The organism is Paraburkholderia kururiensis JCM 10599 = LMG 19447, assembly GCF_003986935.1.
GTDB lineage: Bacteria > Pseudomonadota > Gammaproteobacteria > Burkholderiales > Burkholderiaceae > Paraburkholderia > Paraburkholderia kururiensis.
This window is the reverse complement of the sequence record NZ_RJZE01000051.1, coordinates 1-15,226: the sequence shown is the minus strand read 5'-3', so window position 1 is coordinate 15,226 and position 15,226 is coordinate 1. Positions and strand designations below refer to the sequence as shown.

Below are 15,226 nucleotides of genomic sequence, written 5' to 3'. Positions count from 1 at the left end.
TGAAGACGCGTTACCACCAGATCGGCCTGCAGGCGGACTATGCGCTGTCGCGCCGCACGGACCTCTATGCCGAGGCCGTGTACCAGCACGCCATGGGCGACGGCGGGGTGGCCTCGATCTACAGCGGGGACAACTCGCAGCTGCCGTCGTCGTCGAAAAACCAGACGGCCGCCACGGTCGGCCTGCGTCACCGCTTCTAGGCTTTTGCGCAGGCGGGCCGGGCCTGGGAAGGGCGGCGGCCCGCGCGGACGGCCCCCATGTTCTTCCGGACATGGGGGCCGTCTGTCATGGCGCACGCCCCGCACCGGCCGGCAGCCGGGGAGAGATGACTGATGACGAAGACATACAGGGAACTGCTGGCCGAGCGGCGGGAGCTGGAAGAGAGGATCGCGCTGGCGCGGAACGCCGAACGCAGCCAGGCGCTGGCGACGGTGCGCGAACTGATGGTGGAGTTTCTCATCACGCCGGAAGAACTGATGGTCCGTCGCGGCGCGAAGAAGAAGACCGGGCCGCAGCCGCCGAGGTACCGTGATCCGGTGAGCGGCGCGACGTGGAACGGCAAGGGACGCGCGCCGCGATGGATCGCGGGCCGCGACCGCGACGCGTTCGAGATCTGACGGGCGCGCGGCGCAGCGGTTGGCCGTCCGCGGCCTCGCTGTGGTCAGGCCTGCGGGGCTGGGGCTTCCCCGCGCTCCCGGGATTGCGCTCTGGACAGGGCCCGCTGCAGCGTCCTGCGGTCCACCTCGAGCATCCGGGCGACCGCCGTGAGGGAGTGCCTGAGCAGCAGCTGGCGGGCGAACCTGCATTGTGCGTCATCGAGCGCGGGCTGGCGGCCGATGCGGCTGCCGCGGGCGCGGGCGGCAGCCATGCCCGCGCGGGTGCGCTCGCTGATCAGGCCGCGCTCAAATTCGGCCATTGCCGCAAGCATGTGGAAGGTGAAGCGGCCACTGGTCGACCCCGTGTCGATGTATTCGGTAAGTGAAACGATGCGCACGCCCCGCTGCCCGAGGTCGCCCATCAGGACGGCCAGGTCACGGAGCGAGCGGCCCAGGCGGTCCAGGCGCCAGACCACCAGCGTGCTGCCGGTCCGCGCGGCCGCGAGCGCGGCGCGCAGCCCCGGGCGGTCGAAGCGGCCGCCGGAGATGCCGTGGTCCGAATACACCCGCTCGCAGCCGTATGCTTCAAGCGCCGCCAGCTGCAGGTCAAGATGCTGCTCATCCGTTGATACCCTCGCGTAGCCGATGCGTTTCCCCGTGGCCATGTCCTGTCCCGTTCGTGTCTGCCGTGCGGCGACGCGCGATGTGCGCACACACCGTCTCATGTCACCGTTTCCCGCTGGAGGCGGGAGCGTTTCACGTCTGCCGGCGGGCGCGGGACTGGACTTTTTATTTATGGGTGGCCCGGACGTGAGGCTGCCATCATCACGCAATGTCACGGGCCGTCAAAGCAACGTTAAATATTGTTTAAACAGGGCTGGCGGGTGTCGCGTGAATGAATATTCCACGCTGCGTATCCGCCGGCAAAACGGGCAGGGATTCCGGTACCGCGTTACACGCCTGCAGGGGAGGGAGAGGATGCTGGCGGCAAGGAAAACCGGCTACGCCCGCGCATCCGCGGCGGAGCGGCACCGCGATCCGCCACTGCACGGATGGATGTCGTGATGCGGCAGACATCCAGGCCGGACAACGCCGGTAACCGTCCCCCTGCATCGTTCCGCCGCGCGGTTCAGTAAGTAATCCTGAATGTTGGCGAATCCTCGGGCCGGCTCCTGCGCCGGTCATAGAGCCGGGTGGTGGCGATGCTGGCGTGGCCGAGCCATTCCTGCACCTTCGCGATGTCGGCCTCGTGGTCGAGCGCATTGGTGGCGGCCGTCGCGCGCAGGCCGTGCACGCCGAGGCCTTCGACGGCGATCCCTGCCTGTGCCGCATAGGCGCACACCACCCGGTAGACTCCATCGGGCGTGATGGCGTGACCAGTGGCCCGCTTTGCCGGCTGGAACAGCGGCGCGGCCGGAAGGCCACCATGGCCCGCCGCTTCCAGATACGCGTGGATGCGTTCGGCCGTGCCCGGGTGCAGCGGCAGGTAGCGGATCTTGCTGCCCTTGCCGTGCACGCGCAGGTGAAGCACGCCGCGGCGGGCGTGCACGTCGCGCACGGTGAGGCGGCATACTTCCTCGCGGCGCAGGCCGTGAAAGAGCAGCACCGAGAGCAGCGCGCGGTCGCGCAGGCCTTTCAGGGTCGATGCGTCGGGCGCGTCGAGCAGCGTGCGCGCCTGATGGTCGCCGAGCGCCGGCGTTTTGCCTTCATGGCTGTCCATCTTCGGGCGCTTCGCGCCCCTGACCGGGTTCGCGTCGACGGCATTTTTCTCGCACAGGTAGTCGAACAGCGAGGAGAGCGCGGCGAGCTTGCGGCGGATGGTGGCGCCCGTGAGCGCGCGGTCCTCGAGCACCTTGCGCCAGGCGAGCACGTGGGCGCGCGTGACCACGCGGAATTCTTCCGGCCGCGCGATGCCCGTGAAGGCCATGAAGTCGCGCAGGTCGTTGCGGTAGGCGCGGCGCGTATGCGGGTTGTCGAGGTTGGCGAACCACTCGGTTTCCGGCGGTACGGCCGCGAGGGCGTGGAAGTGCGCCTCGCTCAGGCGCTGCCCTTCCGGCGTGACGGAGACGGGCAGCTCAGGCACCGGCCTCCTCCAGCGCGAGGCCGTGACGGCGGATCACGGCGATGAGTTCGGCGGGCGAGATCACGAAGCGCCGCGCGCGGGCGCCGCCGGGACGGCGCAGGTCGGCGTCGGTGAGCAGCAGCTGGCCATCGACGGTGGCCTCGAGGCGCACGGCGCGGCGGACCTGGCGCGCCCCGTCGAGTTCGGTAAGCAGGTGCAGCGCGCCGTGGGCGCCGCGCTGGATGATCATGGCGGAGGTCTCCCGGAAAGTCTCACCGCTGGGGCGCCCCAAATGGCGGCCACCAGTGCCACAGTATTGTCTTGATAACGGTTTTTATCAAGATAATGCCGGGCGCTCCATGAACGCTATGGATTTCAGATGAGATTGCAATCGGAAGTTGATTCTGTTGCTGCTGCTATCGGGGGCGTCGATACTCTTGATACGATTAATAATCTTCAGTATTTAGATAGCGTAATTAATGAAACTATGCGCCTCAAGCCAGTTGTTCCGATTTCATCGTTCCAGCCGATTAATGACATACAGCTGGGCGGCATTTCCATTCGTGGAGGTACTATGATTACATTGCTAACTCGCGACGCCTATCTGGATCAGGATAACGGAATGGACCTGCATACTTTCAAGCCCGATCGCTGGCTAACCGGAGTCAACGACGCGGGCAGCCGCCGACATTTTGGCTTTATTCCGTTCGGAGCGGGTCCGCGACTCTGTGTGGGGCGAAATCTTGCATTCATGGAAATAAAATCTGTCATCGTCATGCTTTGCCGGAACTTCGACGTATCGTTGGCGAAAAGTGCGTGCAACGTGGAGGAGACCTACGGAATTACGATGCGGCCGCGGGGTCTCCACGTCCGACTTCGGCCACGACACAGATGAGGCGGCACGTATTTCCTCAATGAGACGATGGCCATGTTGATTTACTTCGTCGGTCCTGCATAAGGTATCCGAGGCAAACGCGGCAAGGCACTGGAGGGAGGTCAAGATTTGGCGAACTCCCAGAATCGATATTGATCTGATGGGTTTCTGGGAGTTTGCGGGCCACGCCGATGAGCACGCCCGACTTTTTCCGCAGCCGACTGGACACGATGATCGACCTTCGCCATCCGCTGGCGGTGTTGACCACACGCATGCCGTGGGCGTCGATTGAAGCGACGCTGGCGCCGATGTTCGAACGCCGAGTACGCGAAGGCCGCGTGATGGAAGGGGGCGATCTGTTCGGTACGACGGCAGTGCTGGCCGGCGCTGGTGCGAGCGCCGCGGGCCGCCCGCGGTTGCCGATCCGCTTGATGGCGGGGCTGCTGTACCTGAAGCACGCGTACAACGAAAGCGATGAGTCGGTGTGTGAGCGCTGGGCGCAAGACGTGTACTTCCAGTTCTTCTGTGGCGAGGAGTATTTTCAGGCGCGTATGCCGTGCGATCCGACCAACCTTGTGCGCTTTCGACAAGCATTGGGCGAGGCCGGCGCCGAGGAGTTGCTGGCGACGACGATCGCCGCGGCGACGCAGATGAAGGCGATTGCGCCGGCTGAATTTGAACGCGTGATTGTCGACAGCACGGTTCAGGAGAAGGCGATCGCCTATCCGACCGACAGCCGGCTGCTCGAGGTGGCGCGGATCAAACTGGTGGGTTTAGCGCAGCGCGCGGGCCTGGCGCTCAAGCAAACCTATGAACGCGAAGGTAAGCGGCTGCGCCGCCGCGCGGGTGGTTACGCGCACGCCAGGCAGTAAACGTCTGCGTCGCGTGCTCAAACGCCAGCGCACGGTGCTGGGCCGGGTGCTGCGCGACATTGAACGCAAGATGTCTGAGCTGTCGCATGAGCAGCAAACGTCGTTGCGAGTGTGGCTGGAACGGGCGTGGCGCATCTGCCGCCAGCGCACCAGGGACAAGAACAAGCTTTACGCGTTGCACGCGCCCGAGGTCGAATGTATCGGGAAGGGCAAAGCGCGACAGCCCTATGAGTTTGGCGTCAAGGTTAGCCTGGCGATCACCGAACAGCATGCACTGATCGTCGGCGCGCGCGCGTTTGCGGGTAACCCATACGACGGCCATGTCCTAGCCAAACAATTGGAGCAGACCTCGATCCTGCTGCAGGAAGTGCAAGGCGCGCCGCGCGTGAAGACGGTGCTGACCGACCTCGGCTATCGCGGCGTGGACGCTGACATTGCACCGGTGCAGCTCGTTCATCGAGGCAAGAGCAAGACGCTTACGAACAAGCAACGGCGCTGGCTCAAGGGACAGACGGGCGACGCCGTGCATGCCGTACTATGCGCGAACGGCTACAACCTGCGCTGGTTGCTACGCGCCGTTGTCCGTCCGGGTCTGACGGCCTTTTCTGCGCTCGCCGCTTTGCTCGTCGCCGGCAAGTTCACCAAAGGTCAATCACGCGGCCCTCGCAGATCCTTCGCCTTGTGGGCCAAACGCTGGCGTCAAACGACCTTTCGCGCGGTGCTTTGAATTTTGCAGGGCCGACTAATTATCCGGTCAGCATAATCACGCATTCCCTGCCCCGGGGCGACCAACAATGCACAGCACATAATCGAGTTTGCCATTCAGCGAATGCAATGCGGCCGGGCCGTCGATATAGCGCCATTATGTTTGACGCATGACCGATGAGCCGCAGCCTGCGACGCCTCAACCGCCCGCCCACGGGCTAGCCACGCTCTGCCAAGAGGTCTCACCTCGAGTCGGGTTCATGGCAGGAATCGGCTCCGCACCCTTCCCGCAATCGTCGTTCCCACGATAGGAAACGAACTGGATTTCCAGAAAATACCTGCTATGCTCGTTTCAAGAAATAACAAATACGCCAGCCACCCACACAAAAAATCATGTCGACATTCTGACATGCCCGAAACCGGCTGAACTTTTTCACCCGACGCTACCCATCTTATTAAATGCAGGTATTCTTCATTCATTGAATCTGTGGGTATGATCATATTCATATCCCATTCATCCATCACTGAAATCCTGGGGTTTTTGTCGATCCTTTTTCAGTGAGGATTTCCTGGTCTTGATGGCTTGCGGTTATCTGTCGGCGATGACCGGGATCACGTGCGCTCCATAACTGGAAAAGGAGAGTTCCATGGCAAACGACGACGTAAAGAAACTGTCTGTGAAATCGGCGGAGGCGGCCGAAGTCGCGGCCAAATGTGCGGCCGAACTGGCGAAATGCGCGGCCAGCTACCATGCTGCGGTAGCGCGGGCGGCTTCTGCAAAATGCGCGGCCAACGCCGCCAAGTGCGCAGCCAACGCCGCGCACTGTGCCGCGAGCGCGGCCAAATGCGGCGCGAGCTGATCTGCGTCGTGCAACACCGACTCCATGACAAACGAATGGGAGACGAAGTCATGAACATTCCACGGCTTGGAGTCGGACTACAGTTCAATCCTTCGCTGATGGACTGGTTTCCTTTTCTTGACCAGTCTCTCGACGCGCTGGAAATCCTGTTCGACGGCATGATGGCCCCGCTTGACGGGCCTGGACTCATGTTGCCCACGATGGTCCAGACAATGGACGAGGTCGTCGCGCGCTTTCCGCTCGTCGGGCACTCGAACTACGGCGGCGACTTCGGATTCGACGAGCTTGCAAGCACGCCCGCGGTCCGGCGACACGTGCCGCTTGCCCGAGCCTTCGGCGTCCCGTGGGTCTCGAATCACTGTTTCTACAGCGACGATTCGTGGTGCGACGTATGGAGCAGCCCGCTTCAGTTCACGCAGGCTGAAGTGGACCGGCTCGCCGTGCGTGCGCGCGCTCTTCAGGATGCCTACGGAGTCCCGCTCGCGCACGAGAATGCGGCCTATTACCGGACGTGCCCCGGCAGCGACATGCCGGAGGAAGACTTTCTAGCCCGCCTGGTCGAGCAGGCAGGAACCTGGCTGCACCTCGATCTGCACAACCTGTACGCCAATGCGCAAAATCACGGCGCCGCCGGCTACTCGATCACACGTTTTCTCGACACGATCCCGCTGGATCGCATCGCCTGCATCCACATGGCAGGTGGCCGCTGGCTCGACAACCAGTACCACGACCTGCACGACACCCCCGTCGTCGAGCCCGTATGGGACCTGCTCGACGACGTGCTGTCGCGCGCCCACCCCGGCGCAGTCATCCTCGAATACGAGACTGAGTCGCTACACCATCACGACGGCGTGCTCGACATTCCCCGCTCCATCGACGCCATCCTTGCGGACCTCGAACGCGCGCGCCGCGCGTGGGACAAGGCGTATGGTCCCGGCAACCGTCAAACGACCCGCGTGGAGGCTGCATGAAAGTCGGACAGGACATCGACGTTGCCCCGGCAAGCTGGACCTTCGCCGGCAATGTCGCAGATACGTTCGTCGAACACATACGCCGATCGGTACCGCACTACGACGCCGGGCACGATCTCATCTGCCAGCTCAGTGACTTCTTTTGCCACGACGATAGCGTGTGCTACGAAATCGGCGTGTCGACCGGCCAGTTGCTGCGCAAGCTGGCGGAACATCATGCGTCTAAGCCGGGGATCACGTGGATCGGCATCGATCCCGTCGAATCGATGATCGCGAGGGCGCGACAGCACTGCGTGGAATTTCCCAACATCGAACTGGTGCCCGGTGACGCGCGGCTCTATGGCTTCGAGAAACCGGCCGATCTGATCGTGTCCTACTACTGCGCCCAGTTCATCCCGCCTAAACACCGGCAGCAGGTGTTCGACCGGATCTATGCCCATCTCAACTGGGGCGGCGCCTTCATGCTGTTCGAGAAGGTTCGGGCACCGGACGCGCGGTTCCAGGACATGATCGTGTCGCTCTACAACGATTACAAGCAGCGCGAAGGATTCTCGGCAGACGAGATACTGAACAAGACGTCGAGTCTCAAGAGCGTCCTCGAACCGTTCTCCACCGAGGGAAACCTGGGACTCCTCAGGCGTGCGGGATTCGTCGACGTGACGACCGTCATGAAATATCTGTGTTTCGAGGGGTTTCTCGCCATCAAGTAGCGCTCATCGGGAGGACCATCGAGCATGGATACCGAAAGCGATTTCCGTCGCCGCGAGCCGGCAGGCGCGCCGCGTGACGAAGGCGGCTTCGATGCCCGTCTGGTATGGAACACGTGGCGGCGCATCCTGCGCGACGATAGTCTCGCCGACGCGATTACGCGCGCCGATCACGCCGACGCCGCGGCATTCGCGGACCTGAGCACCGCCGAGCGCGCCATCGCCGCGGACTACGCACGCACGCCGCGGGCAACGGCAACCAATCTACGCATGTACCGCCGCAGCCTTGTGCGCATTGCCCGCATCGCGCTCGGCCGCGCGCCGCTCAGTCAACGTCTGGTGTTCATGAGCGGACTGGACGTCAACGCCGTGGCGCTCGAGCTGGCCCGCACGCATGGCTATGTCGACGATGGTCCGAATTTCTGGCGGCTTGCCGGCATATTCGTCACGTACCTCGCACAGCGCCCCGAGTTCGCCGCGCACACACACCAGGACGTGCTGGCGCTCGATCGGGCACTGATCGCGCTCGCGCGCCGTGTCGGCGAAATCACGGCGGAGCGCTGGCCGAACGCGCGCACCGCAGCGATGCGCGACGCGGCCGACGTGCGCTCCATGCGCTTCGTCGCGTCGCCCGCGGCCGTCGTCGCTACGTCGCGCCACGATCTCACGTCGTGGATCGAGAACCCATACGGCTACGATCCCGCCGAAGCGCTGGCCGCCTCGCCCCGGCACTGGCTGATCTATTTCCCCGACGCCGACAGTGCGCCGGCCTACGCGGAACTGTCCGAGCGATCGGCGCGCGTCTTCGGACAGCTCGCTGCGCCGCACACCGTCGCTGACGTGGCAGGTGCGCTCGGCACGCTATCCACGGCTGAAACGCGCGAAGTGATCGACAGACTCGCGGATCTCGGCGTGGTCGGTCAGGAGTACGGCCGAGTGTGGAAAAGCAGGCACCCGAGGCAACCGGATGCGTTGCGCGACGAGCAGTTCGTCATGCTCGATCCCGCGGTCGAGGTACTGGACGACGAGATAGCCGAACATCGATTTCTGTGTCACGGCCACTTCGAAGTCGGCATGGCCGTGCCGCCCGGCGAAGGGCTGACCGACTTCATCGCCGAACTGGCGCACGAGCCCGTTCGCGTCGGCGCGCTGCGCGATGGCTTCGACAACCGGCATCTGGTCGATACGATGCTGGCCTCGCTGCAGGAGCATGGTTTTGTCCACGTGACCGCGCCGCTGGCCCCGTCGTCCGCGACCTTGGACCAACTGCGCCGAGCCGCCGCGATCCGCCGCGGGCCCGGACTCAGCCACATTATCGAACTGGCGCTCGACACCGCATCCGCTGGGACAATCGGCGCCCTGATCGCAGCGGAGCCGACCGCCCCCGTGCTGCATCTGCGCTGTACGTGTCCCGGCGACCATGCGTCAACGCTCGCCGCACTTGCCGATCTGCGGGAAACCGGGCAGTTGCGCGTGCATCACACGGTGGTACAGGTAGCCGAACCGGCCTGCGATGCGCAGGTCATCCAGTCGCTGCGGCGGCTCGGGGCCGGCGTGATCGTCGACGTGCCGTGGCCCGCACCGCCCACGCCGATAAGCGGGCTCGACGCGTTGACGCGCGCCTGCGTGCCCGTGCACGCACGGATGACGCTGGATCGCACGTTTTTCGACGCCTCGACGCGTGCGCGTGCACTCGCCTGGGCTGAATCCGTGTTCCTCTGCGGCTTGAACCTTATCCTCGAGGCGGACGTGCTTTGGCCCGGACCGGCCCCGACGTCCGCCGACTTCATCGGCGTCTTCGAGGCCGTGCGCGCGATGGACGACGCGCTGGGCGATGTGAGCGTCGCCAACCTGCCGACCGATGAAGTGCTGCTGGGTAACGCGTCGTCGCCTCGTCCCACCACGCTGTCGGAGCTTACCCGGCGTTTTCGCCTCGCCTATCTGCGCTGGCGCATACCGCTGCTGAAATCCTTCGAGGGCGACAACACGTTCAGCCAGACCCCGGAAGCCGAAGAAAAGCTCGTTCGGCTTCGGGAAGACCTGCTGCCTAACCAGCCGGAACTGCTCAACCTGACAGCGGGCAGCGTCGTCGTCGACGTCTGCGGCGGCAACGGCCGCGTGGCACGCCGGCTCGCGCCGCACGTCGGCACCGAAGGCCTTGTCGTGTCGATCGAGATGCTGCGCTGCGTGACCGATCGCGCACGCCGTTTCGGCTGCGAACTGGGCTATACGAACGTGCAGTTTCGCACCGGACTCGCGCAGCGCCTGCCGTTGCCCGACGGCGCGGCCGATGCCGCTGTGAACGAATGGACCGGCGCAATCTGGCAACTGGGGCTAGGTCCCGCGATGGTGGCCGAGATGGTCCGCGTCGTCCGCCCAGGCGGGCGTATCGCCGTCACGCACCGGCTGGTGCGGCTGCCGCTCACGCAGCTCGACAGGCCGTGGGTTCAATTCGACGACATCTACGCATGGATGCAGAACGCCTTCGCCCGCCCGGATCTGGCGATCGTCGTGGAGCGCGTGTGGGGCCAAACGACGTCGACGCTGGCCGGCGAAAGGGCGACCGCGTGGCGCAAGCACTACGTTCCGCGCCTCGTCAATCCATTCGAGGTTACTTACACCGAGGACCAGGACCCCGGTCCGCACGCGGACGTGTGCCTCACGATCATTGCGGAGCGTGTTCGATGAACCATGAAACGCCCACCTGCGAGACCGCGCTGCAATCGCGGAGCGCCGCGTTCTGCGCGGCGGATGCAACCTTGCGCAGCTTCGGCATACCTGACGGCTTGCCGGCGTTGCACGCCGCGGGCTTGCGCATCAGTCGCCGCGTGCTCGGCGGCTCCCATTCGGTGGCAATCTATCCGCCCATCGATGCATTGACGCCGGTTGTACCGGCCACGATCCTGAACGAGATCTGCTTCGGTCGCGACACCAGTCTTTACGTACATATTCCGTTCTGCGAAACGTGCTGCACGTTCTGCCACTACACGGTGCGGCACTATCCCGGCAAGTCCCGCGCATCGCAGGCCGACAACGAAGCGGTGACCCAGTACCTCCATGCGCTCGGACGAGAGCTGGCGCTGTGGGGCGAACGGCTGGCGCGATCGGGCACGGCGCTCTCGTCGGTTTACATCGGCGGCGGCACGCCGCTGATACTCGAGGAGGCGGCGTTGCGAGACCTCATCAGCACGATCCGCGCGTGCTACGACATCCTGCCCGGCGCCGAAATATGCATAGAGGGCAGCCCGCTCACCATCACGGCCCCCGGCGGCCCCGAGAAGCTGCGCTTTCTTAGAGAGCACGGATTCACGCGCCTGAGCTTCGGCGTGCAATCGTTCGACGACGAGGTCCTGAAATACGGCGGCCGCGGCTACCGGCGCGATGTGCCAATACGCGCCGCGCAGATAGCAAACGACGTCTTCGACAACTGGAATCTCGACCTCATCCAGGGTCTCTACAAAGGCTCGCCTGAAGAAACGCGGGGAAACCTGGAAGCGATCGAGACACTGCGCCCGGCCCATCTGACCTGGTACCATGGCCGGTTCGCCGACCGGCCTCAGCGCGACTGGTACCAGTCGGAAAGCCGGCACGACGATTTCGAGGACGAGTACGCGACGCTACTCGGACGCGTGCTGATCTGGCAAGGCATGGCGACGCTCGGCTATCACCGGTGCGACGGCAACCGTTTTGTGCGGGCACGTCACTATGCCGACCCGTTCAAGCAGATCCGCACGTCGGCGTCGCGCGACCTGCTTGGCGTCGGTGTCGCATCCTATTCGCACGTTGGCGCGTCGCCGGGCAGGCGCGACTGCCATGGCTACGTGTTCCGCAATACAACGCAGCTTCATGCCTACGCGGAGTGCCTGTCGGCGGGCGCGCTCCCGATCGCCACCGGCCGCGTAATCGACGACGGGGAACTGCTGGCGATGTCCTACGCGACCGGGCTGCGCAATGGCCGCGTCGAGAACGCCGTGTTGCGCGCGATCGCCACCGGCATGCCGCAGTTGTCCGCACGCTACCGCGATGAGGCCGACAGGCTGAGCGCGCTTGGAATCCTTGAGCCTGATGCCGGCCCCGACGGCGCACGGGGCTTGAGGCTGACCGAACTCGGCCGGCTGTTCGAGGACGAGACCCTGGCTCTGTTCTTCAGCCCCACCGTGCAGCGCGCGCTGACGGCCCGGCCCGATCCTGCGGTACGGCCCGTGCATCTCATCGCCGCGCGCACACTGCCGCCGCGGACGGCGTCCGCCTGAGCCTTCGATGCCGGCCGCCAAACGGCGGCATCGGCCACGGTACGCACATGGCGACGCTGATCGGTACGCTCATGGCCGAAATCATGGATGGGCGCGCTGACCTCAACCCGTGGAAGGACTTCTCCTGGCCGGCTATTCCCGGCCATTTCGGCAAGCCGTGGTTTTTGCCGCTGGTGGGCGCCGGGTACCGGCTCAAGAACACACTGCAATGAATTCACCTGTTCGTCACCTGATGCAAGCGGGAAGGCATTGTCAAGTTGGCTGCTGCAGGCCAACTGTGCGGCAGAATAGTAGTTGTCCGTATCACATAACTGTCTAGATTGGGGCAGAGACAGTCCAATCATGCCATGTGAACTGAACCAGGAGAGTTGAACTGATGCGATTGCGACGACGTGGATTCGCCAGTGTGCGGCCCATAGACCCACAACAGGCGAACACGATCCCGATTGGCAGCAGGCTACGGCAGCCCCAAGTACAGTAGCAAGCAGTAACCCATTCAAAGTTTGCAGACGGTAATTGATGACGATACAGTGCAACGGCGTCCGGTAAGCCCGGTTCAAAAAAGCGGCCTCCGTGGCCGGTCCAGGTTATTGGGAACCGAGCGCGCATATCCCACCATGGCCTTGCCGCCAAAAGCGGCTGACTCGCGAGACCGGATACATTTACGCAAACTGTCTCGGCTGAAAACCCGCTTGCAAAACCGGAGCGGACCACACATTTTTGAGCGGCCCCATTCGACTGCCTCGCGGAGAATCTCGTTCTCCATCGTCTTCTTCCCGAGCAGCCGTTGCAGTTCCTTGAATTCCTTGATGGCGGCGGCCAGTTCCGACGCAGGCACGACTGTCTCACCCGCTTTGACTGCCGCCAGGCTGCCTTCCTGGTACTGCTTGCGCCAGCCGAACACCTGGTTCGGATTGACGCCGTGCCGTCGGGCCACTGCCGATACCGACGCGCCCGGAGCTAACGTCTCCTGCACGATTGCGATTTTTTCCTGCACCGTGCGTCGCCGACGACGCTCCGATCCGCTCAAAATTTCGATGCTTTCCACGTAATGACTAGGCTTCGTGATGGTCACAAGACTATCCGTATTTTAAGAGAGTCCTTGTGTCCTCAGATACGTGGGGCTACTCCAGCGAGTACGGAGTGCAGGCGCTAGATCCGCAGGGCATGCCGGGCAATGAGCATTACCGGGCAAAGCTGGTGGACATTGTGTCGCAGGCGCGTGCTGCGCTGGTCTCAACGGCGGATACGGCGCGTGGCGGGAGACTGGATATAAGGGCGCGATCGCTGGAGGTAGACCGATCTAGCTAAGTTAGCTAGAATGAGGGCCGTTCTAGGGAGTGATGTGATGCAAAACGCCAACATTCATGAAGCGAAAACGACCCTTTCGCGGCTGGTCGATGCCGCCATGGCCGGCGAAGATGTTGTTATCTCGAAGCGGGGTAAGCCCGCGGTCCGGCTTGTCCCGGTGGACTCGGAGAAGCCTCTGAGGCGCTTCGGAGTAATGCGCGGGGCCATCCGCATTGCCGATGACTTTGACGCGCCATTGCCCGACGACATTGTGGCCGCTTTTGAGGGCCGATGATGCGACTGCTACTCGATACGCATATTTTTCTGTGGGTCGTGGCAGATGATCCAAAACTGAGCGCGGCGGCAAGGGAGACGATTTCCGATGCCGCCGAGGTGTTTGTCAGCAGCGCGAGTATTTGGGAAACGTCCATCAAGGCAGGACTGGGAAAACTCGACGTCGACATTGACGCACTTGTTAGCGCGATCGAGACGAGCGGGTTTAACGAATTGCCGGTCATGGCCGCGCACGGTGCCGGGGTACGCATCCTTCCCGACTACCACCGCGATCCATTTGACCGGCTGCTGATCGCCCAGGCGAAACATGAGCCGATGCATTTCATGACAGCTGACAGGCACCTCGCCCAGTATGCCCCGGACCTGGTCATGAACGTCTGATGCACATAAACCATGAGCTGTTCTGGAAATATCATGTCGCCACAACGAGCCCTACAAATTGTCCAGCAGCTCGCGAACGGGATAGACTCGTCGACAGGGGAAGTGCTCTCTGCTGACAGTCCATTCAACCAGCCTGACGTTGACCCTGCCTCGATTTCGCGTACAGCAGGAATTTTGTTAATTTCCTGTTTGTACGGAGGGTTGCATGTCAGAAAAGTCAGTGCCGAAATGGCAATACACGGACGAGTTCAAGATTGAGGCTGTGAGGCTTGCTGAATCGGTCGGGCAGCACGAAGCTGGAGTTGACCCGGTTTCGTGGAGACCTATCCTTTGGAACAGGAGGTGCCTGCCATGGGAAAGCACCACAATCCCTACGCGCCGGAATTCCGGGCGCAGATGGTCGAGTTGGTTAAAGCCGGCCGGTCGCCGGAAGAGCTCGCGCGCGAGTTCGAGCCGACGGCGCAAACGATCTACAACTGGGTCGCACAATCGGATCGCGACAGCGGCAGGCGACACGACGGCCTGACGACGGCGGAGCGCGAAGAGCTGACGCGACTTCGTCGGGAGAATCGCCAACTGCGGCTTGAACGAGAGATCCTCTCAAAAGCCGCGGCCTGGTTGCGCGGGAGACCGGAACGGTGCCCGAGAAGGGTTCGAATTCATGAAAGCGAACCAGGCCACATTGCCCATTGCGACGATGGCGCGATTGCTGCGAATTTCGGCCAGCGGCTATTACGCGTGGCTGGCGCGCAGCCCATCGAAACGATCGTGTAGCGACGCCGATCTGCTCGGGCGTATTCGAGCCATTCATGCAAGCTCGCGCGGCACGTACGGCATGCCCCGCATCCATGCGGAACTGCTCGAGCACGGCGTGCATGTCGGACGCAAGCGTATTGCCCGTCTGATGCGTATCGCGGGTCTGTGCGGCGTGAGCCGGCGGCGCTGGATCAACACGACGCGACGGCAAAGCGGTGCCCGGCCCGCGCCCGATCTCGTGCAACGGCACTTCCTGGCCGATGCCCCGAACCTGCTGTGGGTCGCTGATGCCACCTACGTGCCGACCGCGGAAGGCTTTCTCTATCTCGCCGTCGTGCTCGATGTCTTTAGTCGCCGCATTGTGGGCTGGGCGATGTCCAATCATCTGTACACGGAACTGATGCTGCGTGCGCTCGACATGGCCCTGGTGCAACGTCGCCCCAAGGGCGTCATTCACCACTCGGATCAGGGGTCTCAAGGCGGATTCAACCGGTCGTCGCAACACTAGATTGTTGAACAGATTTTAGATACTCGTCCAGGAATTCTGCTGGGGTCTTCCAGCCAAGCGATTTTCTGGGCCGGCAATTGAGCGTATGGGCAACGGC

The 15,226-nt window shown here is 63.3% G+C and carries 13 protein-coding genes and 5 pseudogenes; 13 read left to right on the top strand and 5 right to left on the bottom strand.

The annotated features are described in order from the left end of the window. Positions 1-200 (top strand): annotated as a pseudogene (locus tag PKKP23_RS32430) (porin); the annotation flags it as partial. A 132-nt stretch (positions 201-332) separates the two neighbouring features. Then, complete coding sequence (locus tag PKKP23_RS32425) at positions 333-617, top strand: H-NS histone family protein (RefSeq protein ID WP_126879941.1); 285 nt, start codon at positions 333-335, stop codon at positions 615-617. A gap of 44 nt (positions 618-661) precedes the next feature. Here the strand turns inward: PKKP23_RS32425 and PKKP23_RS32420 are convergent, their stop codons facing one another. The 3 genes from PKKP23_RS32420 to PKKP23_RS32410 form a co-directional block, all read right to left on the bottom strand. Further along, positions 662-1,261, bottom strand: coding sequence for a recombinase family protein (locus PKKP23_RS32420; RefSeq protein WP_126879940.1), 600 nt, complete (start codon positions 1,259-1,261; stop codon positions 662-664). Between the two features lie 464 nt (positions 1,262-1,725). Beyond that, on the bottom strand, positions 1,726-2,679 hold the full coding sequence (locus PKKP23_RS32415) for a tyrosine-type recombinase/integrase (protein ID WP_126879939.1): 954 nt from the start codon (positions 2,677-2,679) through the stop codon (positions 1,726-1,728). Next, positions 2,672-2,908, bottom strand: coding sequence for a hypothetical protein (locus PKKP23_RS32410; RefSeq protein ID WP_420873267.1), 237 nt, complete (start codon positions 2,906-2,908; stop codon positions 2,672-2,674). The genes PKKP23_RS32415 and PKKP23_RS32410 overlap by 8 nt, the downstream gene beginning before the upstream one ends. 129 nt (positions 2,909-3,037) lie before the next feature. Here PKKP23_RS32410 and PKKP23_RS32405 point away from each other — a divergent pair, with 129 nt between their 5' ends. Next, positions 3,038-3,553 carry a cytochrome P450 gene (locus PKKP23_RS32405; protein ID WP_126879938.1) on the top strand — a complete coding sequence of 172 codons (516 nt, stop codon included), beginning with the start codon at positions 3,038-3,040 and terminating at the stop codon, positions 3,551-3,553. A gap of 170 nt (positions 3,554-3,723) precedes the next feature. Beyond that, positions 3,724-5,131 (top strand): annotated as a pseudogene (locus PKKP23_RS32400) (IS5 family transposase). Between the two features lie 236 nt (positions 5,132-5,367). Here the strand turns inward: PKKP23_RS32400 and PKKP23_RS32395 are convergent. Next, on the bottom strand, positions 5,368-5,631 hold the full coding sequence (locus PKKP23_RS32395; protein ID WP_126879937.1) for a hypothetical protein: 264 nt from the start codon (positions 5,629-5,631) through the stop codon (positions 5,368-5,370). A 125-nt stretch (positions 5,632-5,756) separates the two neighbouring features. Here PKKP23_RS32395 and PKKP23_RS32390 point away from each other — a divergent pair, with 125 nt between their 5' ends. The 6 genes and pseudogenes from PKKP23_RS32390 to PKKP23_RS32365 form a co-directional block, all read left to right on the top strand. Next, the gene (locus tag PKKP23_RS32390) at positions 5,757-5,969 is read left to right on the top strand and encodes a hypothetical protein (protein WP_042300302.1); all 213 of its coding nucleotides are present in this window, start codon (positions 5,757-5,759) and stop codon (positions 5,967-5,969) included. A 50-nt stretch (positions 5,970-6,019) separates the two neighbouring features. After that, a complete protein-coding gene (locus PKKP23_RS32385; protein ID WP_126879936.1) occupies positions 6,020-6,940 on the top strand; it encodes an MbnB/TglH/ChrH family RiPP precursor modification enzyme in 921 nt (306 codons plus the stop codon). Further along, entirely contained in the window at positions 6,937-7,650 is a 714-nt protein-coding gene (locus PKKP23_RS32380; RefSeq protein WP_042300300.1) for a methyltransferase domain-containing protein, read from the top strand. The genes PKKP23_RS32385 and PKKP23_RS32380 overlap by 4 nt, the downstream gene beginning before the upstream one ends. 24 nt (positions 7,651-7,674) lie before the next feature. Further along, positions 7,675-10,335, top strand: coding sequence for a methyltransferase domain-containing protein (locus PKKP23_RS32375; protein ID WP_126879935.1), 2,661 nt, complete (start codon positions 7,675-7,677; stop codon positions 10,333-10,335). Next, positions 10,332-11,900 carry a coproporphyrinogen-III oxidase family protein gene (locus tag PKKP23_RS32370; RefSeq protein WP_161978199.1) on the top strand — a complete coding sequence of 523 codons (1,569 nt, stop codon included), beginning with the start codon at positions 10,332-10,334 and terminating at the stop codon, positions 11,898-11,900. The genes PKKP23_RS32375 and PKKP23_RS32370 overlap by 4 nt, the downstream gene beginning before the upstream one ends. A gap of 23 nt (positions 11,901-11,923) precedes the next feature. Then, positions 11,924-12,112 (top strand): annotated as a pseudogene (locus PKKP23_RS32365) (FAD-dependent oxidoreductase); the annotation flags it as partial. A gap of 506 nt (positions 12,113-12,618) precedes the next feature. Here the strand turns inward: PKKP23_RS32365 and PKKP23_RS32360 are convergent. Continuing rightward, positions 12,619-12,939: pseudogene (locus tag PKKP23_RS32360) on the bottom strand (transposase); the annotation flags it as partial. Between the two features lie 309 nt (positions 12,940-13,248). Between PKKP23_RS32360 and PKKP23_RS32355 the strand changes: the two are divergent. The 3 genes and pseudogenes from PKKP23_RS32355 to PKKP23_RS34730 all read left to right on the top strand — a co-directional run. After that, positions 13,249-13,485, top strand: a complete 237-nt coding sequence (locus PKKP23_RS32355) for a type II toxin-antitoxin system Phd/YefM family antitoxin (protein WP_126879933.1) — start codon at positions 13,249-13,251, stop codon at positions 13,483-13,485. Further along, entirely contained in the window at positions 13,485-13,865 is a 381-nt protein-coding gene (locus PKKP23_RS32350) for a type II toxin-antitoxin system VapC family toxin (RefSeq protein ID WP_126879942.1), read from the top strand. Before PKKP23_RS32355 ends, PKKP23_RS32350 begins: the two co-directional genes overlap by 1 nt. Before the next feature lie 351 nt (positions 13,866-14,216). Further along, positions 14,217-15,099, top strand: a pseudogene (locus tag PKKP23_RS34730) (IS3 family transposase); the annotation flags it as partial. Positions 15,100-15,226: the final 127 nt, after the last annotated feature.

Bases quoted from the DNA above. Each gene is read 5' to 3' on its own strand.
- PKKP23_RS32425 (WP_126879941.1), top strand. From the start codon at position 333: ATGACGAAGACATACAGGGAACTGCTGGCCGAGCGGCGGGAGCTGGAA.
- PKKP23_RS32420 (WP_126879940.1), bottom strand. From the start codon at position 1,261: ATGGCCACGGGGAAACGCATCGGCTACGCGAGGGTATCAACGGATGAG.
- PKKP23_RS32410 (WP_420873267.1), bottom strand. From the start codon at position 2,908: ATGATCATCCAGCGCGGCGCCCACGGCGCGCTGCACCTGCTTACCGAA.
- PKKP23_RS32405 (WP_126879938.1), top strand. From the start codon at position 3,038: ATGAGATTGCAATCGGAAGTTGATTCTGTTGCTGCTGCTATCGGGGGC.
- PKKP23_RS32395 (WP_126879937.1), bottom strand. From the start codon at position 5,631: ATGGATGAATGGGATATGAATATGATCATACCCACAGATTCAATGAAT.
- PKKP23_RS32390 (WP_042300302.1), top strand. From the start codon at position 5,757: ATGGCAAACGACGACGTAAAGAAACTGTCTGTGAAATCGGCGGAGGCG.
- PKKP23_RS32385 (WP_126879936.1), top strand. From the start codon at position 6,020: ATGAACATTCCACGGCTTGGAGTCGGACTACAGTTCAATCCTTCGCTG.
- PKKP23_RS32380 (WP_042300300.1), top strand. From the start codon at position 6,937: ATGAAAGTCGGACAGGACATCGACGTTGCCCCGGCAAGCTGGACCTTC.
- PKKP23_RS32375 (WP_126879935.1), top strand. From the start codon at position 7,675: ATGGATACCGAAAGCGATTTCCGTCGCCGCGAGCCGGCAGGCGCGCCG.
- PKKP23_RS32370 (WP_161978199.1), top strand. From the start codon at position 10,332: ATGAACCATGAAACGCCCACCTGCGAGACCGCGCTGCAATCGCGGAGC.
- PKKP23_RS32355 (WP_126879933.1), top strand. From the start codon at position 13,249: ATGCAAAACGCCAACATTCATGAAGCGAAAACGACCCTTTCGCGGCTG.
- PKKP23_RS32350 (WP_126879942.1), top strand. From the start codon at position 13,485: ATGCGACTGCTACTCGATACGCATATTTTTCTGTGGGTCGTGGCAGAT.